The following is a 23,194-nucleotide window of genomic DNA, read 5'->3' as shown; positions in this document are numbered from 1 at the left end:
ACATAATGCTGGACGTCAACTTCTTCGACGAGCTTCGGATCGGGCTGGCGACGGCCGACGACATTCGTCAGTGGTCGCACGGCGAGGTCAAGAAGCCGGAGACCATCAACTACCGCACCCTCAAGCCGGAGAAGGACGGGCTCTTCTGCGAGAAGATCTTCGGTCCGACCCGCGACTGGGAGTGCTACTGCGGCAAGTACAAGCGCGTCCGCTTCAAGGGCATCATCTGTGAGCGCTGCGGCGTCGAGGTGACCCGCGCCAAGGTGCGTCGTGAGCGGATGGGCCACATCGAGCTGGCCGCGCCGGTCACGCACATCTGGTACTTCAAGGGCGTCCCGTCGCGTCTCGGCTACCTGCTCGACCTGGCCCCGAAGGACCTGGAGAAGGTCATCTACTTCGCGGCCTACATGATCACGCATGTCGACACCGAGATGCGTGAGCGTGACCTGCCCTCGCTGGAGGCGAAGATCTCCGTCGAGCGGCAGCACATCGAGCAGCGCCGTGACGCCGACGTCGAGTCCCGGCAGAAGAAGCTCGAGACCGACCTGGCCGAGCTCGAGGCCGCCGGCGCCAAGGGCGACCAGCGCCGCAAGGTCCGTGAGGGCGCCGAGCGCGAGATGCGTCAGCTCCGTGACCGGGCCCAGCGCGAGCTGGACCGGCTGGAGGAGGTCTGGAGCCGCTTCAAGAACCTCAAGGTCCAGGACCTCGAGGGCGACGAGCTGCTCTACCGCGAGATGCGCGACCGCTTCGGCCGCTACTTCAAGGGCGGCATGGGCGCTCAGGCCATCCAGGACCGCCTGATCGGCTTCGACCTCGACGCCGAGGCCGAGAACCTCCGCGAGACGATCCGCAGCGGCAAGGGCCAGAAGAAGGCCCGCGCGCTCAAGCGGCTCAAGGTGGTGTCGGCGTTCCTCAACACCACCAACTCGCCGCGCGGCATGGTGCTCGACTGCATCCCGGTGATCCCGCCGGACCTGCGTCCGATGGTGCAGCTCGACGGTGGCCGCTTCGCGACCTCCGACCTCAACGACCTCTACCGCCGGGTCATCAACCGGAACAACCGCCTCAAGCGTCTGCTCGACCTCGGCGCGCCCGAGATCATCGTGAACAACGAGAAGCGGATGCTCCAGGAGGCCGTGGACGCGCTGTTCGACAACGGCCGGCGCGGCCGCCCGGTCACCGGCCCCGGCAACCGTCCGCTCAAGTCCCTCAGCGACATGCTGAAGGGCAAGCAGGGCCGGTTCCGCCAGAACCTGCTGGGCAAGCGAGTCGACTACTCCGGCCGTTCGGTCATCGTCGTCGGCCCGCAGCTCAAGCTGCACCAGTGCGGCCTGCCCAAGCAGATGGCGCTGGAGCTGTTCAAGCCGTTCGTGATGAAGCGGCTGGTCGATCTCAACCACGCCCAGAACATCAAGTCGGCCAAGCGGATGGTCGAGCGCGCCCGCCCGGTGGTGTGGGACGTGCTCGAAGAGGTCATCACCGAGCACCCCGTGCTGCTCAACCGCGCTCCGACGCTCCACCGCCTGGGCATCCAGGCGTTCGAGCCGCAGCTCGTCGAGGGCAAGGCCATCCAGATCCACCCGCTCGTCTGCACCGCGTTCAACGCGGACTTCGACGGCGACCAGATGGCCGTGCACCTGCCGCTGTCGGCCGAGGCCCAGGCCGAGGCGCGCATCCTGATGCTCTCGACCAACAACATCCTCAAGCCGGCCGACGGCAAGCCCGTCACCATGCCGACCCAGGACATGGTCATCGGCCTCTACTGGCTGACGACCATGAAGGAAGGCGCGAAGGGCGAGGGCCGGGTGTTCGGCTCGGTGGCCGAGGCGCAGATGGCCTTCGACCGCCGCGAGCTGGACATCCAGGCCAAGATCCAGATCCGGCTCAAGGACGTCCTGCCGCCGCGCGCCTGGGTGGCTCCCGAGGGTTGGGAGCAGGGCGACCCGGTCCGGCTGGAGACCACGTTCGGGCGGTGCCTGTTCAACCAGACGCTGCCGGTCAGCTACCCGTTCGTCGACTTCCAGGTCGGCAAGAAGCAGCTGTCCCAGATCGTGAACGAGCTGGCGGAGACCTACCCGAAGATCGAGGTCGCCGCTTCGCTCGACGCGCTCAAGGACGCCGGCTTCCGGTGGGCGACGCGCTCCGGCGTCACGATCTCGATCGAGGACGTCGTCGCGCCGCCGAACAAGACCGACATCATGGAGAACTACGAACGCCGGGCCGACAAGGTCCAGCGCGAGTACGAGCGCGGTCTGATCACCGACGAGGAGCGCCGCCAGGAGCTCATCGAGATCTGGACGCACGCGACGGCCGACGTCGAGACCGACATGGTCAACGCCTTCCCGGCGACCAACCCGGTCTGGATGATGGTCAACTCCGGCGCCCGAGGCAACAAGATGCAGGTCCGCCAGATCGCCGGCATCCGCGGCCTGGTGTCCAACACCAAGGGTGAGACGATCCCGCGGCCGATCAAGGCCTCGTTCCGCGAGGGCCTGTCGGTGCTGGAGTACTTCATCTCCACCCACGGTCAGCGGAAGGGTCTCGCCGACACCGCGCTGCGCACCGCCGACTCGGGCTACCTGACCCGTCGTCTGGTGGACGTCGCGCAGGACGTCATCGTGCGTGAGATCGACTGCGGCACCGACCGCGCGGTCCCGCTGCACGTCGGCGACAGGGACGCCTCGGGCAACCTGGTCAAGGCGGAGAACGCCGAGTCCAACGTGCACGGGCGCATCCTGGCCGAGGACGTCGAGGTCGACGGCAAGGTCATCGTGCCGGCGGGCGTCGACATCAACGACACCCACGTCACGAAGCTGGTCGAGGCCGGCGTCGAGACCGTGCGCACCCGCAGCGCGCTGGTGTGCGAGGCGAAGATCGGTGTCTGCGCCACCTGCTACGGCCGCTCGCTGGCGACCGGCAAGCTCGTGGACGTCGGCGAGGCGGTCGGCATCATCGCCGCCCAGTCGATCGGTGAGCCCGGCACGCAGCTGACGATGCGGACCTTCCACACCGGTGGTGTGGCGGGCGCCGACATCACCCACGGTCTGCCCCGTGTCACGGAGCTGTTCGAGGCGCGCATCCCCAAGGGTGTCGCCCCGATCTCCGAGGCCGAGGGCCGGGCGAGGATCGACGAGACCGACAAGACCAGGAAGATCGTCATCACTCCGGACGACGGCTCGGAGGAGATCGCCTACCCGGTCTCGATGCGTTCGCGCCTGCTCGTGCAGGACGGCGACCGCGTCTCGGTCGGCACCCAGCTCGTGGCCGGTGCGGTCAACCCCAACGAGGTGCTGCGCATCCTCGGCCCGCGGGCCGTGCAGCTGCACCTGGTGGCGGAGGTCCAGCAGGTCTACCGCTCGCAGGGTGTGTCGATCCACGACAAGCACATCGAGATCATCGTCAGGCAGATGCTCAAGCGGGTCAACGTCCTGGAGTCCGGCGACACCGACCTGCTGCCCGGCGAGCTCGTCGAGCGGCCGAGGTTCGAGCAGATGAACCGCGAGACGGTGGCCGAGGGCGGCAGCCCGGCCGCGGGCCGTCCGGTGCTCATGGGCATCACCAAGGCCTCGCTGGCCACCGAGTCGTGGCTGTCGGCGGCCTCCTTCCAGGAGACCACCAGGGTCCTGACGGACGCGGCGATCCACGCCAAGTCCGACTCGCTCCTGGGCCTGAAGGAGAACGTCATCATCGGTAAGCTCATCCCGGCCGGCACGGGCATGCCCCAATACCGCAACATCCGGGTGGAGCCGACCGAGGAGGCCAAGGCGGCCATGTACACCGTCGGCGGTTACGACGGCTCGGCGGCCGACTACACCTTCGGCACCGGCAGCGGCGAGGCCGTGCCGCTGGAGGAGTACGACTTCGGCCAGTACAACCGGTAAATCCGCGACGTACGGCGCGCCCGGGTCCCTCTGCCGAGGGGCCCGGGCGCGTCGCTTCTCCGGGGCGCTCAGGCCCGCGGGGGCGTCGTTTCCGGTCGCGGTACGGTGACGGTTCGCCGTACCGCGAACGAGAGCTCGTCAGGGCCTATATCATTACCCGGGAGCTGTGGGACGGGCCGCATGCGAGACGCCTGATGAAGCAGGGCCCCGACGACCCGGAGCAGCATGGCTTGCTGGTCATGCTGCGCCGTTTTGACGTGTCGCTCGGGCCTGGGTAGTCTTGAGCATCGTGCCCGTTCTCATGCGGGCTCTCGACCGTGCGCTCATGACAAGCGCAGGACGGTCTTCCGGCTCGTAAACCTCGCGGGAAGTCTGCGTGAACAACGCGACACGCCCGAGCGCGGGGGCACCGGGACGGAGAAAATCAGCAGGTCATGACACCGGCAGTGCCTGCGAAAAGCACCACCAATGACGTGACACCGGCCAAGGCACGAAACGGAGTGGCAGTGCCCACTATTCAGCAGTTGGTCCGCAAGGGCCGGCAGGACAAGGTCTCCAAGACCAAGACTCCTGCCCTCAAGGGGAGTCCGCAGCGGCGCGGCGTCTGCCAGCGCGTTTACACCACGACTCCGAAGAAGCCCAACTCGGCACTGCGCAAGGTGGCCCGCGTTCGGCTCACGAACGGCATCGAGGTCACGGCTTACATCCCCGGTGTGGGTCACAACCTTCAGGAGCACTCCATCGTGCTCGTGCGTGGCGGTCGTGTGAAGGACCTGCCTGGTGTTCGCTACAAGATCATCCGCGGTTCGCTGGACACCCAGGGTGTCCGCAACCGCAAGCAGGCCCGCAGCCGCTACGGCGCGAAGAAGGAGAAGAGCTAACAATGCCTCGTAAGGGTTCTCCTGGCCGTCGGCAGCTCATGGCCGACCCGGTCTACAGCTCGCCCCTGGTTACCGCTCTGATCAACAAGGTCCTCCTCGACGGCAAGCGTTCCATCGCCCAGTCGATCGTGTACGGCGCCCTCGAGGGCTGCAGGGAGAAGACCGGCAACGACCCGGTCGTCACCCTGAAGCGCGCGCTCGACAACGTCAAGCCCACCCTCGAGGTCCGCAGCCGCCGCGTCGGTGGCGCGACCTACCAGGTGCCGGTCGAGGTGCGCGCCGCGCGCAGCACCACCCTGGCCCTGCGCTGGCTGGTGCAGTACTCCCGCGCCCGCCGCGAGAAGACCATGACCGAGCGCCTCATGAACGAGCTCCTCGACGCCAGCAACGGCCTCGGGGCGAGCGTCAAGAAGCGCGAGGACACCCACAAGATGGCCGAGTCCAACAAGGCCTTCGCCCACTACCGCTGGTAACCCGGCGGGTCCGACGAGACGACGAGGACGCGAGTTACAGTGGCCGCTACGACCGCTCTTGACCTGGCCAAGGTCCGCAACATCGGGATCATGGCCCATATCGACGCGGGCAAGACCACCACGACCGAGCGCATCCTGTTCTACACCGGCATCAACTACAAGCTCGGTGAAGTCCACGAGGGCGCAGCCACCATGGACTGGATGGAGCAGGAGCAGGAGCGCGGCATCACCATCACGTCTGCCGCGACGACCTGCGAGTGGATCGGTCACACGATCAACATCATCGACACCCCGGGTCACGTCGACTTCACCATCGAGGTGGAGCGTTCGCTCCGCGTCCTCGACGGCGCGGTCGCCGTGTTCGACGGCGTCGCCGGTGTTGAGCCCCAGTCAGAGACGGTGTGGCGCCAGGCGGACCGCTACAACGTCCCGCGCATCTGTTTCGTGAACAAGATGGACCGGGTCGGCGCGGAGTTCCACCGCTGCGTCGACATGATGGTCAGCCGTCTGGGCGCCACGCCGGCCGTCATCCAGCTCCCGCTGGGCGTCGAGGCCGACTTCAAGGGCGTCATCGACCTGATCAAGATGAAGGCCCTGCTCTGGAGCGCCGAGGCGGCCAAGGGCGAGATGTACGACACCGTCGACATCCCGGCCGACCACGCCGACGCGGCCCGTGAGTGGCGCGACCGCCTCATCGAGACGGTCGCCGAGAACGACGACGAGCTGATGGAGCTCTTCCTCGAGGGCACCGAGCCCTCCGAGGAGCAGCTGGTCGCGGCCCTGCGCCGCGCGACGCTGGCCAGCGCCATCAACCCGGTGCTGTGCGGCACCGCGTTCAAGAACAAGGGCGTGCAGCCCCTGCTCGACGCCATCGTCGCCTACCTCCCGGCGCCGACCGACATCCCGGCCTTCAAGGGCCACGCGGTCGGCAACGAGGACAAGGTCATCGAGCGGCACGCGGACCCGGCCGAGCCGTTCTCCGCCCTGGCCTTCAAGATCGCCAGCGACCCGCACCTGGGCAAGATCACCTACATCCGCATCTACTCGGGCACGCTCGAGTCCGGTTCACAGGTCATCAACTCTGTGAAGGGCAAGAAGGAGCGGATCGGCAAGATCTACCAGATGCACGCCAACAAGCGCGAGGAGCGCCCGTCGGCGATCGCTGGCCAGATCGTCGCGGTCATGGGTCTGAAGGACACCACGACCGGCGACACCCTGTCCGACCCGTCCAACCAGGTCGTGCTCGAGTCGATGACGTTCCCGGCCCCGGTCATCAACGTCGCGATCGAGCCCAAGACCAAGGGCGACCAGGAGAAGCTGTCCACCGCGATCCAGCGGCTGGCCGAGGAGGACCCGTCCTTCCAGGTCCGCCGTGACGAGGAGACCGGTCAGACGGTCATCTGGGGCATGGGCGAGCTTCACCTGGAGATCCTCGTCGACCGGATGCGTCGCGAGTTCAAGGTCGAGGCCAACGTCGGCCGCCCGCAGGTCGCCTACCGCGAGACCATCCGCCGCAAGGTGGAGAAGGTCGACTACACCCACAAGAAGCAGACCGGTGGTTCCGGTCAGTTCGCGCGGGTGATCATCGACCTCGAGCCGCTCGGCGAGGGCAACGACGGCTACGAGTTCGAGAACAAGGTCACGGGTGGCCGCGTCCCGAGGGAGTACATCCCGTCGGTCGACGCGGGCGCTCAGGAGGCCGCCGAGTTCGGCGTGCTGGCCGGCTACCCGATGGTGGGCGTGAAGGTGACGCTCCAGGACGGTGCCGCGCACGACGTCGACTCCTCGGAAATGGCCTTCAAGATCGCCGGCTCGATGGCCTTCAAGGAGGCCGCGCGCAAGGCGGACGCCGTTCTTCTCGAGCCGATGATGGCCGTCGAGGTCACCACGCCCGAGGACTACATGGGTGATGTCATCGGTGACCTCAACGGTCGCCGCGGGCAGATCCAGGCGATGGACGAGCGGGCCGGCGCCCGTGTCGTCCAGGCGCTCGTGCCGCTGTCTGAGATGTTCGGCTACGTGGGCGACCTGCGTAGCAAGACGCAGGGGCGCGCGAGCTACAGCATGCAGTTCGACTCCTACGCGGAGGTGCCTCCGGGCATCGCCAAGGAGATCGTCGCGAAGGCCCGGGGCGAGTAGTTCCGGTCCCTGGCGGGGTGGTGCGAGCCACCCCGCCGCCTAGGGGTCTGGGTTCTCCCGGGCCCGAGTGTGTAGACGAAAGTCAGTCAGATTCTCTAAGGAGAGAACCAGTGGGCAAGGCCAAGTTCGAGCGGACCAAGCCGCACATGAACATCGGCACCATTGGACACATCGACCACGGCAAGACCACGCTGACCGCGGCGATCACCAAGGTGCTTCACGACCGTTACCCCGAGCTCAACAAGGCGACCCCGTTCGACAAGATCGACAAGGCGCCGGAGGAGAAGGCTCGCGGCATCACGATCTCCATCGCGCACGTCGAGTACCAGACCGAGAAGCGCCACTACGCCCACGTGGACTGCCCCGGTCACGCCGACTACGTGAAGAACATGATCACCGGTGCCGCTCAGATGGACGGCGCCATCCTCGTGGTCGCCGCCACCGACGGCCCGATGCCGCAGACGAAGGAGCACGTCCTCCTGGCCCGCCAGGTCGGCGTCCCCTACATCGTCGTGGCCCTCAACAAGTCCGACATGGTGGACGACGAGGAGATCCTGGAGCTCGTCGAGCTCGAGGTCCGCGAGCTGCTGTCGGCGCAGGAGTTCCCCGGCGACGACCTGCCCGTGGTGCGTGTGTCCGCGCTCAAGGCCCTCGAGGGCGACGAGAAGTGGGCCGACAGCATCATCGAGCTCATGAACGCCGTGGACGAGAACGTCCCCGAGCCGCCGCGTGAGACGGAGAAGCCGTTCCTCATGCCGGTCGAGGACGTCTTCTCGATCACCGGTCGCGGTACGGTCGTCACCGGCCGTATCGAGCGCGGCATCGTCAAGGTCAACGAGCAGGTCGACATCATCGGCATCAAGCCGGAGAAGACGACGACCACCGTCACCAGCATCGAGATGTTCAACAAGATGCTCGACGAGGGTCACGCCGGTGACAACGCCGCCCTGCTGCTCCGCGGCATCAAGCGCGACGACGTCGAGCGCGGCCAGTGCATCATCAAGCCGGGCACGACCACCCCGCACACCGAGTTCGAGGGCCAGGTCTACATCCTGTCCAAGGACGAGGGCGGCCGGCACACGCCGTTCTTCAACAACTACCGCCCGCAGTTCTACTTCCGTACGACGGACGTGACCGGCGTGGTGAACCTCCCCGAGGGCACCGAGATGGTCATGCCGGGCGACAACACCGAGATGCGCGTTGAGCTGATCCAGCCCATCGCCATGGAGGAAGGCCTGAAGTTCGCGATCCGTGAGGGTGGCCGCACCGTCGGCGCCGGTCGGGTCACGAAGATCATCAAGTAGCCAGACCGTGGGGGCGGCGGTCGGGCCCCGAATCCCGGGCCCGACCGCCGTTCCACGTGGACCTCGCGCAAAAGGCGCCGTGATCCAGCAGTGAATTCGGCCCCAGTGACCGAAGTCACTGCCGGATCACGGAAGAAAAGGCAGATCGACTACGTCTGCCTCGTGGGGTCAAAGCAGGCATCGACCTGCACTGACATAGCGGCAACAGGCCGCACGATACTTTTTCAGACGACAGCGAAGGACACCGAGGCCACTATGGCGGGACAGAAGATCCGCATCCGGCTTAAGGCCTATGACCACGAGGTCATCGACAGCTCGGCCAAGAAGATCGTCGAGACGGTGACGCGGACTGGCGCGAAGGTCGCGGGCCCGGTGCCGCTGCCGACCGAGAAGAACGTGTACTGCGTCATCCGCTCGCCGCACAAGTACAAGGACAGCCGCGAGCACTTCGAGATGCGCACGCACAAGCGGCTGATTGACATCATCGACCCGACCCCCAAGACGGTCGACTCGCTCATGCGGCTCGACCTCCCCGCGGGTGTCGACATTTCGATCAAGCTCTGAGGGAACGCACTGACATGGCTAAGACGATCAAGGGCGTCCTAGGCAAGAAGCTCGGCATGACCCAGGTCTTCGACGCGGACAACCGGATCGTACCGGTGACCGTGGTCGAGGCCGGTCCGTGCGTGGTGACCCGGGTCCGCACCGCGGAGAAGGACGGCTACACCGCCGTCCAGCTCGGCTACGGGCAGGTCGACCCCCGGAAGGTCAACAAGCCGCTCGGCGACTACCTGCGCAAGCACGACATCACCCCGCGCCGTTACTTCGCGGAGATCCGCACCGACGACGCGAGCGACTACACCATCGGCCAGGAGCTGCTGGCCGACACCTTCGAGGCCGGCCAGTTCGTCGACGTGACGGGCAAGAGCAAGGGCAAGGGCTTCGCCGGTGTCATGAAGCGGCACGGCTTCGGTGGTCTGGGCGCGTCGCACGGTACGCAGCGCAAGCACCGCTCGCCGGGTTCCATCGGTGGCTGCGCCACCCCGGGCCGCGTTTTCAAGGGTCTGCGCATGGCTGGCCGGATGGGCAACGTCCGCACCACCGTGCAGAGCCTCAAGGTTCACGCCGTGGACGCCGAGAAGGGTCTCATCCTCATCAAGGGTGCGATTCCCGGCGCCAACGGCAGCCTGGTCCTCGTCCGTACCGCTGCCAAGAAGGGGGCTGCCAAGTGAGCACCACTATTGACGTCCTCGACGCCAGCGGCGCGAAGACCGGCACCGTCGACCTCCCCGAGGACATCTTCGGGGCCAAGGTCAACGTTCCGCTGATCCACCAGGTGGTCGTGGCCCAGCTCGCCGCTCGCCGGCAGGGCACCCACAAGGCCAAGACCCGTGGTGAGGTCTCCGGCGGCGGCAAGAAGCCGTACCGCCAGAAGGGCACCGGCCGCGCCCGTCAGGGCTCGACCCGCGCGCCGCAGTTCGCCGGCGGTGGCGTCGTCCACGGCCCCGTGCCGCGCGACTACTCCCAGCGCACGCCCAAGAAGATGAAGTCCGCCGCGCTGCGCGGTGCGCTGTCCGACCGCGCGAGCGGCGGCCGCGTGCACGTGGTCAGCTCGCTGGTCACGGGGGAGACCCCGAAGACCAAGTCGGCGCTGGAGGCCCTGCGCAAGATCACCCAGGCTCCGCGCGTCCTCGTCGTGGTCGACGAGGCCGACGAGCTGACCTGGCTGAGCCTGCGCAACGCCCCCGAGGTCCACCTGCTGGACTCCGGGCAGCTCAACACCTACGACGTGCTCGTGCACGACGACGTGGTCTTCACCCAGGAGGCCTACGACCAGGTCGTCGCTCGCCTGAGCAACAGCGGGAAGGAAGAGGCCTGATGGACAAGATCGCCGACCCGCGCGACGTCATCATCAAGCCGGTCGTCTCCGAGAAGAGCTACGGCCTGATCGACGAGAACAACAAGTACACGTTCCTGGTGAAGAAGACCGCGAACAAGACCCAGGTCAAGATCGCCGTCGAGCAGATCTTCGGGGTCAAGGTCACCAGCGTGAACACGATCAACCGGCAGGGCAAGCGCAAGCGCACCCGCACCGGCTACGGCAAGCGTCCCGACACCAAGCGCGCGATCGTGAGCCTGGTCGAGGGCGATCGGATCGACATCTTCGGTCAGATCGGCTAGCAGCCAGAAGATAGAGCGGGCCCCCGAGGTCCGCGGGGTGAGACCGCCGCACGCTCGTGCGGCGGGCTCATCCATGTAACCGACGAAGGATGAACGAAAAAGATGGGCATCCGTAAATACAAGCCGACGACTCCCGGTCGCCGCGGATCGAGTGTCTCGGACTTCTCCGAGATCACTCGCAGCGAGCCCGAGAAGTCGCTGCTTGCGCCCCTTCACAACAAGGGCGGCCGCAACGTGCACGGCCGGGTGACCGCACGCCACCAGGGCGGCGGCCACAAGCGCGCCTACCGGATCATTGACTTCCGTAGGCATGACAAGGACGGCATCCCGGCGAAGGTCGCTCACATCGAGTACGACCCCAACCGCACCGCCAACATCGCTCTGCTGCACTACGCCGACGGTGAGAAGCGCTACATCATCGCGCCGACGGGCCTCAAGCAGGGCGACCGCATCGAGAACGGCCCCGCGGCCGACATCAAGACGGGCAACTGCCTGCCGCTGCGCAACATCCCGACCGGTACCTTCATCCACGCGGTGGAGCTCCGTCCGGGCGGCGGCGCCAAGCTCGGTCGCTCCGCCGGCGCCCAGATCCAGCTGCTCGCCAAGGAAGGCCAGTACGCCACCCTGCGTATGCCGTCCGGTGAGATGCGCATGGTCGACGTGCGCTGCCGGGCGACGGTCGGCCAGGTCGGCAACGCCGAGCAGGCCAACATCAACTGGGGCAAGGCCGGCCGTATGCGGTGGAAGGGCAAGCGCCCCACCGTCCGCGGTGTCGCGATGAACCCCGTCGACCACCCGCACGGTGGTGGTGAGGGCAAGACCTCCGGTGGTCGCCACCCGGTGAACCCGAAGGGCAAGCCCGAGGGCCGCACCCGCCAGGCGAACAAGGCCAGCGACCGGCTGATCATCCGGCGTCGCAGCAAGAGGAAGAAGCGGTAGGAGCAGCCGAAATGCCACGTAGCCTTAAGAAGGGTCCCTTCGTGGACGACCACCTGCAGAAGAAGGTGGACGCCCAGAACGAGAAGGGCACCAAGAACGTCATCAAGACGTGGTCGCGGCGCTCCATGATCGTTCCCGACATGCTCGGGCACACGATCGCCGTGCACGACGGCCGTAAGCACGTCCCGGTGTTCGTCACCGAGTCGATGATCGGCCACAAGCTCGGAGAGTTCGCCCCGACGCGGACGTTCCGCAGCCACGTCAAGGAAGACCGGCGCAGCCGGCGATAGACGCCTTCAGAAGCATTCAGAGGAGTAAGCGATGGAAGCCAGGGCTCAGGCGCGGTTCGTCCGCGTCACGCCCCAGAAGGCCCGCCGTGTGGTGGACCTCATTCGCGGGCTGCCCGCTTCGGAGGCGCAGGCCGTGCTGCAGTTCGCTCCCCAGTCGGCGAGCGAGCCGATCTACAAGGTGCTCAGCAGCGCCATGGCGAACGCCGAGCACAACTTCGACCTCGACCCGCAGACGCTCGTCGTCAGCCGGGCCTGGGTCGACGAGGGCCCGACGCTGAAGCGGTTCCGCCCGCGTGCACAGGGTCGTGCCTATCGGATCAACAAGCGGACGAGCCACATCACCGTGATCGTGGAGTCCCGCGAGCCGAAGGGAAGGACCCGATAGTGGGCCAGAAGGTTAACCCGCACGGGTTCCGCCTCGGCATCACGACCGACTTCAAGAGCCGGTGGTACGCCGACAAGCTGTACAAGTCCTACGTCGCCGAGGACGTGTCGATCCGCCGCATGCTCCAGAAGGGCATGGAGCGGGCCGGCATCTCCAAGGTCGAGATCGAGCGCACCACGGACCGCGTGCAGGTGGACATCCACACCGCGCGTCCCGGCATCGTGATCGGCCGTCGCGGCGCCGAGGCCGACCGCATTCGCGGTGACCTGGAGAAGCTGACCAAGAAGCAGGTCCAGCTCAACATCCTCGAGGTCAAGAACCCGGAGATCGACGCGCAGCTCGTCGCGCAGGGCGTGGCCGAGCAGCTGTCCAGCCGTGTCTCGTTCCGCCGCGCCATGCGCAAGGCGATGCAGTCGGCCATGAAGTCCGGCGCCAAGGGCATCCGTGTCCAGTGCTCCGGTCGTCTGGGCGGCGCCGAGATGTCCCGGTCGGAGTTCTACCGCGAGGGCCGCGTGCCGCTGCACACCCTCCGCGCGGACATCGACTATGGCTTCTACGAGGCCCGCACTACCTTCGGCCGCATCGGCGTGAAGGTCTGGATCTACAAGGGCGAGGCTCCGACCAGCCGCGCCGAGCGCGAGGCGGCTGCCGCCGGCGCCCGGGCCGGCCAGCGCCGTGAGCGTGACGACCGTCGCGGTGGCGGCGACCGTCCGCGCCGTGGCGGCGACCGCGCACGTCGCGGCGGCCGCGCCCCCCGCACCGAGGCGGCCGCGCAGGCCGCCCCCGAGACCGGCCCGGCCGCGCAGCCGGGTGCTGAAGGGAGCTGACCATGCTGATCCCGCGCAGGGTCAAGCACCGCAAGCAGCACCGGCCCGACCGCAGCGGAGCCGCCAAGGGCGGCACCAGGGTCGTGTTCGGCGAGTTCGGCATTCAGGCCGTTGAGCACTCCTACGTGACCAACCGCCAGATCGAGTCGGCTCGTATCGCCATGACCCGTCACATCCGCCGTGGCGGCAAGGTGTGGATCAACATCTACCCCGACCGTCCGCTCACGAAGAAGCCGGCCGAGACCCGCATGGGTTCCGGTAAGGGTTCGCCGGAGTGGTGGATCGCCAACGTCAAGCCCGGACGCGTGATGTTCGAGCTGTCCGGCGTGGCGGAGCCGATCGCTCGCGAGGCGCTTCAGCGTGCGATCCACAAGCTCCCGATGAAGTGCAAGATCGTTAAGCGTGAAGTGGGTGAGGCGTGATGGCACAGGGCCTGACCGCCGGCGAGCTGCGGCTCGAGGACCAGGACACCCTGGTCCAGAAGCTGAAGGAGGCGAAGGAGGAGCTGTTCAACCTCCGCTTCCAGGCGGCGACCGGTCAGTTGGAGAGCCACGGGCGGCTGCGGGCCGTCCGCCGCGAGATCGCCCGTATCTACACCGTGATGCGCGAGCGGGAGCTCGGCATCGTCACGGTCGAGAAGGAGTCGAGCGATGGCTGACGAGACCACCACCAGCACCGAGGCCGGCGCGGCCGAGGCCGAGGGCACCCAGCGGAACTTCCGCAAGGTGCGCGAGGGCCTCGTCGTCAGCGACAAGATGGACAAGACCGTCGTCGTCGCCGTCGAGGACCGCGTCAAGCACCGCCTGTACGGCAAGGTCATCCGCCGGACGACCAAGTACAAGGCGCACGACGAGGCCAACGCCTGTGGCGTCGGCGACCGCGTGCTGCTGATGGAGACCCGCCCCCTCTCCGCCACCAAGCGGTGGAGGGTCGTGGAGATCCTCGAGAAGGCCAAGTAAGGCCCTCTCGCATATACCGCGCCCCGTGGGGGCTCTTCAGAGCCCCCATGACGGCGTCCAAGGACGCGGGGTCCTCCGGGGCCTCGCGTCGCCTGCGGTGCGGCCCCAGCGGGGCTGTGGCCGTGGGAACAAGACAACATCAGGTTCCGCCAGGCTCAGCGATGAGAACCGGCGCGACTAACAGGAGTTAACGTGATCCAGCAGGAGTCGCGGCTCAAGGTCGCCGACAACACGGGCGCGAAGGAGATCCTTTGCATCCGTGTGCTCGGCGGCTCGGGCCGACGCTACGCCGGTATCGGCGACGTGATCGTCGCCACTGTCAAGGACGCGCTGCCGGGCAGCACGGGCGTCAAGAAGGGCGACGTGGTCAAGGCCGTCATCGTCCGCACGGTCAAGGAGCGGCGCCGGCCCGACGGCTCCTACATCCGCTTCGACGAGAACGCCGCCGTCATCATCAAGGACAGCGGTGACCCTCGTGGCACTCGTATCTTCGGCCCGGTCGGCCGCGAGCTGCGTGACAAGAAGTTCATGCGCATCATCTCGCTCGCCCCGGAGGTGCTGTAATGCCGAAGCTGCATGTGAAGAAGGGTGACCTGGTCGAGGTCATCGCCGGCAAGGACAAGGGCGCCAAGGGCCGGGTCATCGCCGCGCTCCCGGGCGAGGACCGTGTGGTCGTCGAGGGCGTCAACATGATCAAGAAGCACGCGAAGGAGACCCACCAGGGTCCGCGCGGCGCCAAGACGGGCGGCGTGCAGACCATGGAGGGCCCCATCCACGTCTCGAACGTGAAGAGGCTCAAGGACGACAAGCCCGCCGACAAGAAGGCCGACGAGAAGAAGGCCGACGAGAAGACGGGTGAGGACAGCTGATGACTGCCACGACCACTGAGACCGAGCGCCCGACGCCCCGGCTCAAGACGAAGTACCGCGAGGAGATCGCGGCGCAGCTGCGCGAGCAGTTCGACATCAAGAACGTCATGCAGACCCCCGGCCTGGTCAAGATCAAGGTCAACATGGGTGTCGGCGAGGCGGCTCGCGACTCCAAGCTGATCGAGGGCGCCGTTCGCGACCTCACCGTGATCACCGGCCAGAAGCCGGCCGTCGTCCGGGCCCGCAAGTCCATCGCGCAGTTCAAGCTGCGTGAGGGCATGCCGATCGGCGCGCACGTCACGCTGCGCGGCGACCGCATGTGGGAGTTCCTGGACCGGCTGCTCGCGCTCGCGCTGCCCCGTATCCGTGACTTCCGCGGCCTTTCGCCCAAGCAGTTCGACGGCAACGGGAACTACACCTTCGGTCTGACCGAGCAGGTCATGTTCCACGAGGTCGACCAGGACAAGGTCGACCGGCCGCGCGGCATGGACATCACGATCGTGACCACCGCGACCAACGACGACCAGGGCCGGGCGCTGCTGAAGCTCCTCGGCTTCCCGTTCAAGGAGGCCTGATCCAATGGCGAAGAAGTCGCTGATCGCCAAGGCGGGGCGCAAGCAGAAGTTCGAGGTCCGGGCCTACACCCGGTGCTCGCGGTGCGGCCGTCCCCGCGCCGTCTACAGGAAGTTCGGGCTCTGCCGCGTGTGCTTCCGCGAGATGGCGCACCGTGGCGAGCTGCCCGGCATCACCAAGTCGAGCTGGTAGGTAACCTGGTGGGCGGCTGTGCCGCTCACCAGGCACTCATATTTTCGTAGTACAAGGATCAGGACGCCCGGTGCGGGCGTCCGTGACCACGCCGAAGGTCCACCGGCAGAGCGCTGCTTGGCCGACTGGAAACCGCGGCGAGGAAGGCCACTGGCCATGACGATGACCGACCCGATCGCAGACATGCTCACGCGTCTGCGCAACGCGAATTCGGCGTACCACGACAGCGTGTCGATGCCGTACTCGAAGATCAAGGCGCACATCGCCGAGATCCTCCAGCAGGAGGGCTACATCCAGGCCTGGACCGTCGAGGACGCCAAGGTTGGCAAGAACCTTGTCGTGGAGCTCAAGTTCGGGCCGACCCGTGAGCGGTCGCTCGCGGGTCTGCGCCGGGTTTCCAAGCCCGGCCTGCGGGTCTATGCGAAGAAGGACAATCTGCCTCGAGTCCTGGGCGGGCTGGGCGTCGCGATCATCTCGACGTCCCACGGCCTCATGACCGACAAGCAGGCCGGCAAGCGTGGCGTGGGCGGGGAAGTCCTCGCCTACGTCTGGTAGAGGGGAGGAACCCAGCATGTCGCGTATCGGACGGCTGCCCATCCCTGTGCCCAGTGGCGTGGACATCACGATCGACGGCCAGAGCGTTCAGGTGAAGGGCCCTAAGGGCACGCTTACTCACAACGTCGCGGAGCCCATTCAGGTGGGTCGCGACGACGACGGCTCCATCGCCGTCACCCGTCCCAACGACGAGAACAAGGTCCGTGCCCTGCACGGCCTCTCGCGCACGCTCATCGCCAACATGGTGCAGGGCGTGACCCAGGGCTACTCGAAGTCCCTGGAGATCGTCGGCGTCGGTTACCGCGTCCAGGCCAAGGGCCCGACGCAGCTGGAGTTCTCCCTGGGCTTCAGCCACCCGGTCATCGTGGACGCCCCCGAGGGCGTCACCTTCCGCGTCGAGAAGCCGACGCTGTTCCACGTGGACGGCATCGACAAGCAGAAGGTCGGCGAGGTCGCCGCGAACATCCGCAAGCTGCGCAAGCCTGACCCGTACAAGGGCAAGGGCGTGCGCTACCAGGGCGAACAGATCCGCCGCAAGGTCGGAAAGGCTGGTAAGTAGGCATGGCTCCGAAGACTGCGTTCAGCAAGCACACGGCTGCCCGCACCGTCTCGCGGGCCCGCCGTCACCGCCGCGTCCGCAAGTTCGTCGTCGGTACGGCCGAGCGTCCGCGCCTGGTCGTCAACCGCTCGACCCGTCACATGTTCGTCCAGATCGTGGACGACTCCGTCGGCCACACGCTGGTGAGCGCGTCCACCATGGACCCCTCGCTGCGCACGCTGGAGGCGGACAAGACCGAGAAGGCGAAGAAGGTCGGCGAGCTCCTCGCTCAGCGGGCCAAGGAAGCCGGGATCACCAAGGTCGTCTTCGACCGCGGTGGCAACCGCTACGCGGGGCGCATCGCCGCGCTGGCGGACAGCGCCCGCGAAGGTGGGCTCGAATTCTGATGACCGCAAATGCTGAGATGAGGAACCACTGATGGCTGCAGCTCCGCGTCGCGGTGGCGGCACCGGTGGCGAGCGGCGGGACCGTCGTGACGATCGCCGCGGTGGCGCCGCCGACAAGGGCGTCTCGTACATCGAGCGCGTAGTGAAGATCAACCGAGTGGCCAAGGTCGTGAAGGGTGGTCGTCGCTTCAGCTTCACCGCCCTCGTCGTCGTCGGTGACGGCAACGGCCTGGTCGGCGTCGGCTACGGCAAGGCCAAGGAAGTGCCCGCGGCCATCGCCAAGGGCGTCGAAGAGGCCAAGAAGCACTTCTTCAAGGTGCCCCGCATCCAGGGCACCATCCCGCACACCGTGCAGGGCGAGGAGGCGGCCGGTGTCGTCTTCCTGCGTCCGGCCTCGGCCGGTACCGGCGTCATCGCCGGTGGCCCGGTGCGCGCGGTGCTGGAGTGCGCCGGCATCCACGACGTCCTGTCGAAGTCGCTCGGCTCCGACAACCCGATCAACATCGTGCACGCCACCGTGGCCGCGCTGAAGGGCCTTTCGCGCCCCGAGGAGATCGCCGCCCGCCGTGGCCTGCCGATCGAGGACGTGGCTCCGGCCGCCATGCTCAAGGCTCAGCGCGAGGGCCTGGCGGAGGCCGCGGCCGCTAAGGCGGTGAGCTAGTCATGGCACGCCTGAAGATCACTCAGGTTCGCTCGAAGATCGGTGGCAAGCAGAACCAGCGTGACTCGCTGCGTTCGCTTGGCCTGAAGCGAATCGGCGACGTCGTCGTCAAGGAGGACCGTCCCGAGATTCGCGGGATGGTCTCCGTGGTGACGCACCTCGTCGAGGTGGAAGAGGTCGACTAGTCATGACTGACAAGGCTCCGCTCAAGATTCACGACCTCCGTCCGGCTCCGGGCGCCAACAAGTCCAAGATCCGCAAGGGTCGCGGCGAGGCGTCCAAGGGCAAGACGGCCGGTCGGGGCACCAAGGGCACGCACGCCCGCACCACGATGCTCCCGGGCTTCGAGGGTGGCCAGGTGCCGCTGCAGAGGCGTCTGCCGAAGCTCAAGGGCTTCTCCAACGCCCTGTTCAAGACGACCTACCAGGTCGTCAACCTGGACCGGATCGGTGAGCTGTTCCCCGAGGGTGGCGAGGTCACCGTCGAGGCGCTGGTCGCCAAGGGTGCTGTTCGCAAGAACCAGCTCGTGAAGGTCCTCGGCACCGGTGAGATCTCCGTCGCGGTCAACGTGCAGGCGCACGCCTTCTCGTCCGCGGCGAAGGAGAAGATCGCCGCCGCCGGTGGCTCCGTTACCGAGCTGTAGTAACGCTATGACGAGGCGTGGGGGCCCTGACAATGGGCTCCCACGCCCGTAGTGCGTTAGAGTTCGCGAGACGGCAGGCTTCTGTCCGGCTCGTTCTGACAATGAGACTCAGATGGCAGATCCCCGCACCATCGCATACTCAATTCGCCTCATAGGCGCGCAGGAGGGACCGTGCTGACCGCGTTTACCCGGGCGTTCCGGACGCCGGACCTGCGCAAGAAGTTGCTCTTCACGCTGGGCATCATCGCGCTTTTCCGTCTCGGCTCGGTTCTTCCGACTCCGGGAGTTCACGTCCAGAATCTGGCCGCCTGTTTCAACCAGGCGCGCGCTGATCAGGAGACCGGCAACATCTACGGGATGGTGCAGCTGTTCAGCGGTGGCGCCCTCCTGAAACTTTCAGTGTTCGCGCTGGGCATCATGCCGTACATCACCGCGAGCATCATTCTCCAGCTGCTCGTCGTGGTCATTCCACGACTGGAGGCGCTGAAGAAGGAAGGCCAGGCCGGCCAGACCAAGATCACGCAGTACACGCGTTATCTGACCATCGGCCTCGCGGTCCTGCAGTCGACGGCCTTCATCGCCCTGGCCCGCACGGGTCAGCTCTTCCCGAACTGTCAGCAGAGCGTGCTGCTCGACCCTGACGACATCTTCAGCATCGTCACGATGGTCGTCATCATGACGGCGGGCACCTCGGTCATCATGTGGCTGGGTGAGCTGATCACCGACCGCGGCGTCGGCAACGGCATGTCGATCCTGATCTTCACCCAGGTCGTGGCGGTCTTCCCGTCCGAGCTGGTCAACATCTTCAAGGCCAACCCCTTCACCTTCACGGTGGTCATGGTGGTCGGCGTCTTCATGATCGCCGCGGTGGTCTTCGTCGAGCAGGCGCAGCGCCGCATCCCGGTCCAGTACGCCAAGCGCATGGTCGGCCGGCGGATGTACGGCGGCACCTCGACCTACATCCCGCTGAAGGTCAACCAGGCCGGCATCATCCCGGTGATCTTCGCGTCCTCGCTGCTCTACCTGCCGCAGCTGGTGACCTCGCTCTTCCAGACGAGCGACAACGCGGTCATCAGGTGGATCTCGACGAACCTCGCCACCGGCGACACGCCGATCTACATGGCCACGTTCTTCCTGCTGATCATCTTCTTCACGTACTTCTACGTGTCGATTACGTTCAACCCCGCTGAAGTCGCCGACAACATGAAGAAGTACGGTGGGTTCATTCCGGGCATCCGCCCCGGTCGCCCGACGGCTGAGTACCTCAACTTCGTGCTCACCCGCCTGACGGCTCCGGGGTCGCTCTATCTGGGTCTCATCTCCATGGTCCCGATCGTCGCTCTCGCGGTGTCCGGTGCGAGCCAGAACTTCCCGTTCGGAGGGACGAGTATCCTGATCATGGTAGGCGTGGGCCTGGACACGGTTAAGCAGATCGAGAGCCAGCTGCAGCAGCGTAACTACGAAGGCTTCCTGCGGTAGTGCGTCTCGTCCTGGTGGGGCCTCCCGGAGCGGGTAAGGGGACTCAGGCCCAGTACATCGCATCGAACCTGTCCATCCCGAAGATCTCGACAGGTGACATCTTCCGTGCCAACGTCTCCGGCGGCACGGACCTCGGCAAGCTGGCCAAGACCTACATGGACCGCGGCGACCTGGTGCCCGACGAGGTCACCATCGCCATGGTCCGCGACCGCCTGTCCGAGCCCGACGCGCAGGACGGTTTCCTGCTCGACGGGTTCCCGAGGAACGTCGCGCAGGCGGAGATCCTGCGCGACATGCTCAAGGACTGGGGCCAGGCGCTCGACCTGGTCCTGGAGCTGGTCGTGGACGACGACGAGGTGGTCAGGCGGCTGGCCGGCCGGCGCACCTGCAGCCAGTGCGGCCGCATCTGGCACGTCGACTTCGACGACAAGAAGGACGACAGGTGCGACGCGTGCGGGGGCGTGCTCTTCCAGCGGGACGACGACAAAGAGGAGACCGTCCGGCACCGGCTGGAGGTCTACCAGGAGCAGACCGCGCCGCTGGTCTCCTACTACGCGGAGGAGGGCATCCTCGTGGGGGTCGACGCGACCGGCCCCGTGGAGGAGGTCACCGGGCGGGCCATGGAGGCGATCAGCCCTTACATGGGCTAGCTGCGGCATCGACAAGGCGGAGGTGGCACGGGTTTCCGTGCCACCTCGCGGCTATTGTGGGGGAATTGGGCCCCCGATGTGGCCCGTTGAGACCCATGGGGGGCAGAACATGTTCAAGAGGAACCGGCACGGCATCCAGATCAAGTCGCCGGAGCAGCTGGAGAAGATGCGCGCGGCCGGGCTGGTCGTCGGGCGCACGCTGGACCTGCTGAAGCGCTCGGTCGAGCCGGGGATGACGCCGCTCGACCTCGACTCCATCGCCGAGAAGGCGATCAGGGACGAGGGCGCGATCCCGTCGTTCAAGGGCTACCAGGGCTTCCCCGCGACGATCTGCGCCTCGGTCAACGACGAGGTGGTCCACGGCATCCCCACCGACGCCCGCAAGCTGCGCGAGGGCGACGTCATCTCCATCGACTGCGGCGCCATCCTGGACGGCTGGCACGGCGACTCGGCCGTGACGGTCCCGGTCGGCGAGGTGGACCCGAAGCTGACCGAGCTGATGCGGGTGACCGAGGAGGCCATGTGGCGCGGCATCGCGGCGCTGCGGCCCGGCCGGCACCTGTCCGACATCGGCTTCGAGATCGAGAAGTACGTCAAGTCGCAGGGCCGCTTCGGCATCCCGCCCGAGTACGGCGGCCACGGCATCGGCACCGAGATGCACATGGACCCGTGGATCGCCAACCACGGCCGGCCGGGGCGCGGCCCGGTGCTGGAGGAAGGCATGTGCCTGGCCATCGAGCCCATGGTCAACCTGGGCACCGAGCGCACCCGGGTGCTGTCCGACGAGTGGACCGTGGTGACCGTGGACGGCAAGTCGTCCGCGCACTTCGAACACAGCGTCGCCGTGACACATAATGGTCCTTGGGTGCTTACCGCCCTGGACGGGGGCGAATCTCGCCTCGGAGGACACTCGCAGAACTGAACCGGGAGTGGTGGGATGGCGAACAGCCCTGAGATGCGAGCCTCGGACGGCGACCGCGACCGGGTCGCCGCCGTCCTCCGCGAGCACACGGCCCAGGGCCGCATCACCATGGACGAGTTCAACGAGCGGCTCGAACAGCTCTACAAGTCCAAGACCTACGGTGAGCTGGCCAGGCTGACCGCCGACCTGCCGGAGGTCGACCTCCGAAACCGCCCCAAGGTCTCGAAGGAGATCGAGAAGAAGCGCGACGCGCACGCGGGCATCAAGGCGGCGTGGGGCGCGTGGGCGATGGCCAGCGGCATCAACTGGGTGATCTGGTTAATCGTGAGCTCCACCTCCAACGGTGACGTCTATCCCTGGCCGTTGTGGGTCATGGGCCCGTGGGGCGTGATCCTGCTGATCAGCACCATCTTCGGCAACAACCAGCCCAAGCAGCAGCAGTAGGGATTTGTGCACTAGTGCACTGTGTGCATTCATCCGCAGTACGGACAAGTCCGGATTCCTAACGTGAGCGGTGTCGGCAACACCACTCACCGGAGGAACCCAAGATGCGCAAGCTGTTCGCGGCCGCCGCCCTCGCCGGCTCGATCGCCGTCACCGGCCTCACCCTCGCCGCCCCCGCCGCCCAGGCGGCCACCTCGCAGACCACGGCCAGTTCGGTGAAGAGCTGGGGCAAGTACTACTCCAGCAACCGCAAGGCCTACACCTACGGCAAGACCTGGAAGTCCGGCGGCCGGGTGTACACCCACTGGTACGGCAAGGAGTCGACGCCGAAGAAGGGCTACGTCTGGTTCAAGTACTACTCGGGCGGGAACTGGCACTCCTTCTACCGCGGCTGGAACGGCTCGTACCACGAGACCTGGTCGCAGCCGGGCATCAAGAAGCTGTACACCTACACCTGCTGGGGCGGCCCCACGAAATACTGCGGGCCCACGCACCGCATCTACTGATCGTCCCCTTCCGGAAAGGTCCGCCGGGCTCTCTCCCCTGGCGGGCCTTTCGGGCTGTGCGGGTGGGGTACACTCTTACATGGTTGTGTCAGGACACCTGGCACGCGTTTCGCGTTTTTGGCTCAGGTGTCGTACACTCCTTAGTCGGCTCACTATGACTTGTCACGCGTCGGCGGTCCTCGCTGATCGCCGCTCTCTCCGAAGCGTGAAGGTCGCGGCTGCGTAGTGAACCGGAGCCTCAGACGACCGATCAGTGAAACGCGAGGAATTCTTTGGCCAAGAAAGACGGCGCCATCGAGATCGAGGGCACTGTGGTCGAGTCGCTCCCGAACGCCATGTTCCGGGTGCAGCTCGACAACGGCCATAAGGTCCTGGCCCACATCAGCGGACGGATGCGGATGCACTACATCCGGATTCTGCCGGACGACCGGGTAGTCGTTGAGCTGAGCCCCTACGACCTCAGTCGTGGGCGGATCGTCTACCGATACAAGTAAGA

Annotated in this window: 32 protein-coding genes; all 32 read left to right on the top strand. The window is 66.6% G+C overall.

The genetic code is table 11. From position 1 onward, the window contains the following. The first annotated feature begins 5 nt into the window (after positions 1 to 5). The 32 genes from ACBR40_RS32935 to infA all read left to right on the top strand — a co-directional run bounded on the left by ACBR40_RS32935 (position 6) and on the right by infA (position 23,192). Positions 6 to 3,881 (top strand): DNA-directed RNA polymerase subunit beta', encoded by a 3,876-nt coding sequence (locus tag ACBR40_RS32935; protein ID WP_344216644.1) that lies wholly within the window; start codon positions 6 to 8, stop codon positions 3,879 to 3,881. A 506-nt stretch (positions 3,882 to 4,387) separates the two neighbouring features. Further along, positions 4,388 to 4,762 carry a 30S ribosomal protein S12 gene (gene rpsL, locus ACBR40_RS32930; RefSeq protein ID WP_020542315.1) on the top strand — a complete coding sequence of 125 codons (375 nt, stop codon included), beginning with the start codon at positions 4,388 to 4,390 and terminating at the stop codon, positions 4,760 to 4,762. Positions 4,763 to 4,764: 2 nt separating this feature from the next. Beyond that, positions 4,765 to 5,235 (top strand): 30S ribosomal protein S7, encoded by a 471-nt coding sequence (rpsG, locus tag ACBR40_RS32925; protein WP_020542314.1) that lies wholly within the window; start codon positions 4,765 to 4,767, stop codon positions 5,233 to 5,235. Between the two features lie 90 nt (positions 5,236 to 5,325). After that, complete coding sequence (gene fusA / locus ACBR40_RS32920) at positions 5,326 to 7,374, top strand: elongation factor G (protein WP_371251248.1); 2,049 nt, start codon at positions 5,326 to 5,328, stop codon at positions 7,372 to 7,374. Between the two features lie 110 nt (positions 7,375 to 7,484). Next, a complete protein-coding gene (gene tuf / locus ACBR40_RS32915) occupies positions 7,485 to 8,678 on the top strand; it encodes an elongation factor Tu (RefSeq protein ID WP_020542312.1) in 1,194 nt (397 codons plus the stop codon). 255 nt (positions 8,679 to 8,933) lie between these two features. Beyond that, positions 8,934 to 9,242, top strand: coding sequence for a 30S ribosomal protein S10 (gene rpsJ / locus ACBR40_RS32910; protein ID WP_012887830.1), 309 nt, complete (start codon positions 8,934 to 8,936; stop codon positions 9,240 to 9,242). 14 nt (positions 9,243 to 9,256) lie between these two features. Then, the gene (gene rplC / locus ACBR40_RS32905; protein WP_329585564.1) at positions 9,257 to 9,910 is read left to right on the top strand and encodes a 50S ribosomal protein L3; all 654 of its coding nucleotides are present in this window, start codon (positions 9,257 to 9,259) and stop codon (positions 9,908 to 9,910) included. Beyond that, positions 9,907 to 10,557 (top strand): 50S ribosomal protein L4, encoded by a 651-nt coding sequence (gene rplD, locus ACBR40_RS32900; protein WP_344216652.1) that lies wholly within the window; start codon positions 9,907 to 9,909, stop codon positions 10,555 to 10,557. The genes rplC and rplD overlap by 4 nt, the downstream gene beginning before the upstream one ends. Further along, entirely contained in the window at positions 10,557 to 10,859 is a 303-nt protein-coding gene (gene rplW, locus ACBR40_RS32895; RefSeq protein ID WP_329585558.1) for a 50S ribosomal protein L23, read from the top strand. The genes rplD and rplW overlap by 1 nt, the downstream gene beginning before the upstream one ends. Before the next feature lie 102 nt (positions 10,860 to 10,961). Further along, entirely contained in the window at positions 10,962 to 11,798 is an 837-nt protein-coding gene (rplB, locus tag ACBR40_RS32890; RefSeq protein ID WP_020542308.1) for a 50S ribosomal protein L2, read from the top strand. A gap of 11 nt (positions 11,799 to 11,809) precedes the next feature. Further along, positions 11,810 to 12,088, top strand: coding sequence for a 30S ribosomal protein S19 (gene rpsS / locus ACBR40_RS32885; protein WP_030451498.1), 279 nt, complete (start codon positions 11,810 to 11,812; stop codon positions 12,086 to 12,088). A 31-nt stretch (positions 12,089 to 12,119) separates the two neighbouring features. Then, on the top strand, positions 12,120 to 12,473 hold the full coding sequence (rplV, locus tag ACBR40_RS32880) for a 50S ribosomal protein L22 (protein ID WP_020542306.1): 354 nt from the start codon (positions 12,120 to 12,122) through the stop codon (positions 12,471 to 12,473). After that, a complete protein-coding gene (rpsC, locus tag ACBR40_RS32875) occupies positions 12,473 to 13,300 on the top strand; it encodes a 30S ribosomal protein S3 (protein ID WP_344216656.1) in 828 nt (275 codons plus the stop codon). The genes rplV and rpsC overlap by 1 nt, the downstream gene beginning before the upstream one ends. Before the next feature lie 2 nt (positions 13,301 to 13,302). Next, on the top strand, positions 13,303 to 13,722 hold the full coding sequence (gene rplP, locus ACBR40_RS32870) for a 50S ribosomal protein L16 (RefSeq protein ID WP_080043233.1): 420 nt from the start codon (positions 13,303 to 13,305) through the stop codon (positions 13,720 to 13,722). Continuing rightward, positions 13,722 to 13,958 carry a 50S ribosomal protein L29 gene (rpmC, locus tag ACBR40_RS32865; RefSeq protein ID WP_344216658.1) on the top strand — a complete coding sequence of 79 codons (237 nt, stop codon included), beginning with the start codon at positions 13,722 to 13,724 and terminating at the stop codon, positions 13,956 to 13,958. The genes rplP and rpmC overlap by 1 nt, the downstream gene beginning before the upstream one ends. Beyond that, positions 13,951 to 14,259: a 30S ribosomal protein S17 gene (rpsQ, locus tag ACBR40_RS32860; protein WP_344216660.1), complete on the top strand. Its 309-nt coding sequence runs from the start codon at positions 13,951 to 13,953 to the stop codon at positions 14,257 to 14,259. The genes rpmC and rpsQ overlap by 8 nt, the downstream gene beginning before the upstream one ends. 192 nt (positions 14,260 to 14,451) lie before the next feature. Beyond that, complete coding sequence (gene rplN, locus ACBR40_RS32855; RefSeq protein ID WP_026214151.1) at positions 14,452 to 14,823, top strand: 50S ribosomal protein L14; 372 nt, start codon at positions 14,452 to 14,454, stop codon at positions 14,821 to 14,823. Between the two features lie 8 nt (positions 14,824 to 14,831). Further along, complete coding sequence (gene rplX, locus ACBR40_RS32850) at positions 14,832 to 15,128, top strand: 50S ribosomal protein L24 (RefSeq protein ID WP_344217050.1); 297 nt, start codon at positions 14,832 to 14,834, stop codon at positions 15,126 to 15,128. Beyond that, positions 15,128 to 15,703 (top strand): 50S ribosomal protein L5, encoded by a 576-nt coding sequence (gene rplE / locus ACBR40_RS32845; protein WP_344216662.1) that lies wholly within the window; start codon positions 15,128 to 15,130, stop codon positions 15,701 to 15,703. Before rplX ends, rplE begins: the two co-directional genes overlap by 1 nt. 4 nt (positions 15,704 to 15,707) lie before the next feature. Further along, entirely contained in the window at positions 15,708 to 15,893 is a 186-nt protein-coding gene (locus ACBR40_RS32840) for a type Z 30S ribosomal protein S14 (protein WP_020542298.1), read from the top strand. Between the two features lie 156 nt (positions 15,894 to 16,049). Next, on the top strand, positions 16,050 to 16,448 hold the full coding sequence (gene rpsH / locus ACBR40_RS32835; RefSeq protein WP_020542297.1) for a 30S ribosomal protein S8: 399 nt from the start codon (positions 16,050 to 16,052) through the stop codon (positions 16,446 to 16,448). Positions 16,449 to 16,464: 16 nt separating this feature from the next. Beyond that, positions 16,465 to 17,007 carry a 50S ribosomal protein L6 gene (gene rplF / locus ACBR40_RS32830; protein ID WP_344216665.1) on the top strand — a complete coding sequence of 181 codons (543 nt, stop codon included), beginning with the start codon at positions 16,465 to 16,467 and terminating at the stop codon, positions 17,005 to 17,007. A gap of 2 nt (positions 17,008 to 17,009) precedes the next feature. Then, positions 17,010 to 17,393, top strand: a complete 384-nt coding sequence (gene rplR / locus ACBR40_RS32825; protein ID WP_091090113.1) for a 50S ribosomal protein L18 — start codon at positions 17,010 to 17,012, stop codon at positions 17,391 to 17,393. 31 nt (positions 17,394 to 17,424) lie between these two features. Then, positions 17,425 to 18,054 (top strand): 30S ribosomal protein S5, encoded by a 630-nt coding sequence (rpsE, locus tag ACBR40_RS32820; RefSeq protein WP_103960875.1) that lies wholly within the window; start codon positions 17,425 to 17,427, stop codon positions 18,052 to 18,054. Positions 18,055 to 18,056: 2 nt separating this feature from the next. Further along, a complete protein-coding gene (rpmD, locus tag ACBR40_RS32815; RefSeq protein ID WP_080043226.1) occupies positions 18,057 to 18,239 on the top strand; it encodes a 50S ribosomal protein L30 in 183 nt (60 codons plus the stop codon). Between the two features lie 2 nt (positions 18,240 to 18,241). Beyond that, the gene (gene rplO, locus ACBR40_RS32810; protein ID WP_329585533.1) at positions 18,242 to 18,697 is read left to right on the top strand and encodes a 50S ribosomal protein L15; all 456 of its coding nucleotides are present in this window, start codon (positions 18,242 to 18,244) and stop codon (positions 18,695 to 18,697) included. 171 nt (positions 18,698 to 18,868) lie between these two features. Further along, the gene (gene secY, locus ACBR40_RS32805; protein WP_344216667.1) at positions 18,869 to 20,176 is read left to right on the top strand and encodes a preprotein translocase subunit SecY; all 1,308 of its coding nucleotides are present in this window, start codon (positions 18,869 to 18,871) and stop codon (positions 20,174 to 20,176) included. Further along, positions 20,176 to 20,826: an adenylate kinase gene (locus ACBR40_RS32800; protein ID WP_344216669.1), complete on the top strand. Its 651-nt coding sequence runs from the start codon at positions 20,176 to 20,178 to the stop codon at positions 20,824 to 20,826. The genes secY and ACBR40_RS32800 overlap by 1 nt, the downstream gene beginning before the upstream one ends. Positions 20,827 to 20,935: 109 nt before the next feature. After that, positions 20,936 to 21,748 carry a type I methionyl aminopeptidase gene (gene map / locus ACBR40_RS32795; protein WP_344216671.1) on the top strand — a complete coding sequence of 271 codons (813 nt, stop codon included), beginning with the start codon at positions 20,936 to 20,938 and terminating at the stop codon, positions 21,746 to 21,748. 15 nt (positions 21,749 to 21,763) lie between these two features. Next, on the top strand, positions 21,764 to 22,192 hold the full coding sequence (locus ACBR40_RS32790) for a DUF1707 domain-containing protein (RefSeq protein WP_344216673.1): 429 nt from the start codon (positions 21,764 to 21,766) through the stop codon (positions 22,190 to 22,192). A gap of 104 nt (positions 22,193 to 22,296) precedes the next feature. After that, positions 22,297 to 22,698: a hypothetical protein gene (locus ACBR40_RS32785; protein WP_344216675.1), complete on the top strand. Its 402-nt coding sequence runs from the start codon at positions 22,297 to 22,299 to the stop codon at positions 22,696 to 22,698. Between the two features lie 272 nt (positions 22,699 to 22,970). Beyond that, positions 22,971 to 23,192, top strand: coding sequence for a translation initiation factor IF-1 (infA, locus tag ACBR40_RS32780; RefSeq protein WP_012887858.1), 222 nt, complete (start codon positions 22,971 to 22,973; stop codon positions 23,190 to 23,192). Positions 23,193 to 23,194 lie beyond the last annotated feature (2 nt).

The organism is Nonomuraea sp. AD125B, from assembly GCF_041402765.1.
Classification (GTDB): domain Bacteria; phylum Actinomycetota; class Actinomycetes; order Streptosporangiales; family Streptosporangiaceae; genus Nonomuraea; species Nonomuraea bangladeshensis.
The sequence above is the reverse complement of the archived record's forward strand: the minus strand, read 5'-3'. Positions and strand labels throughout refer to the sequence as shown.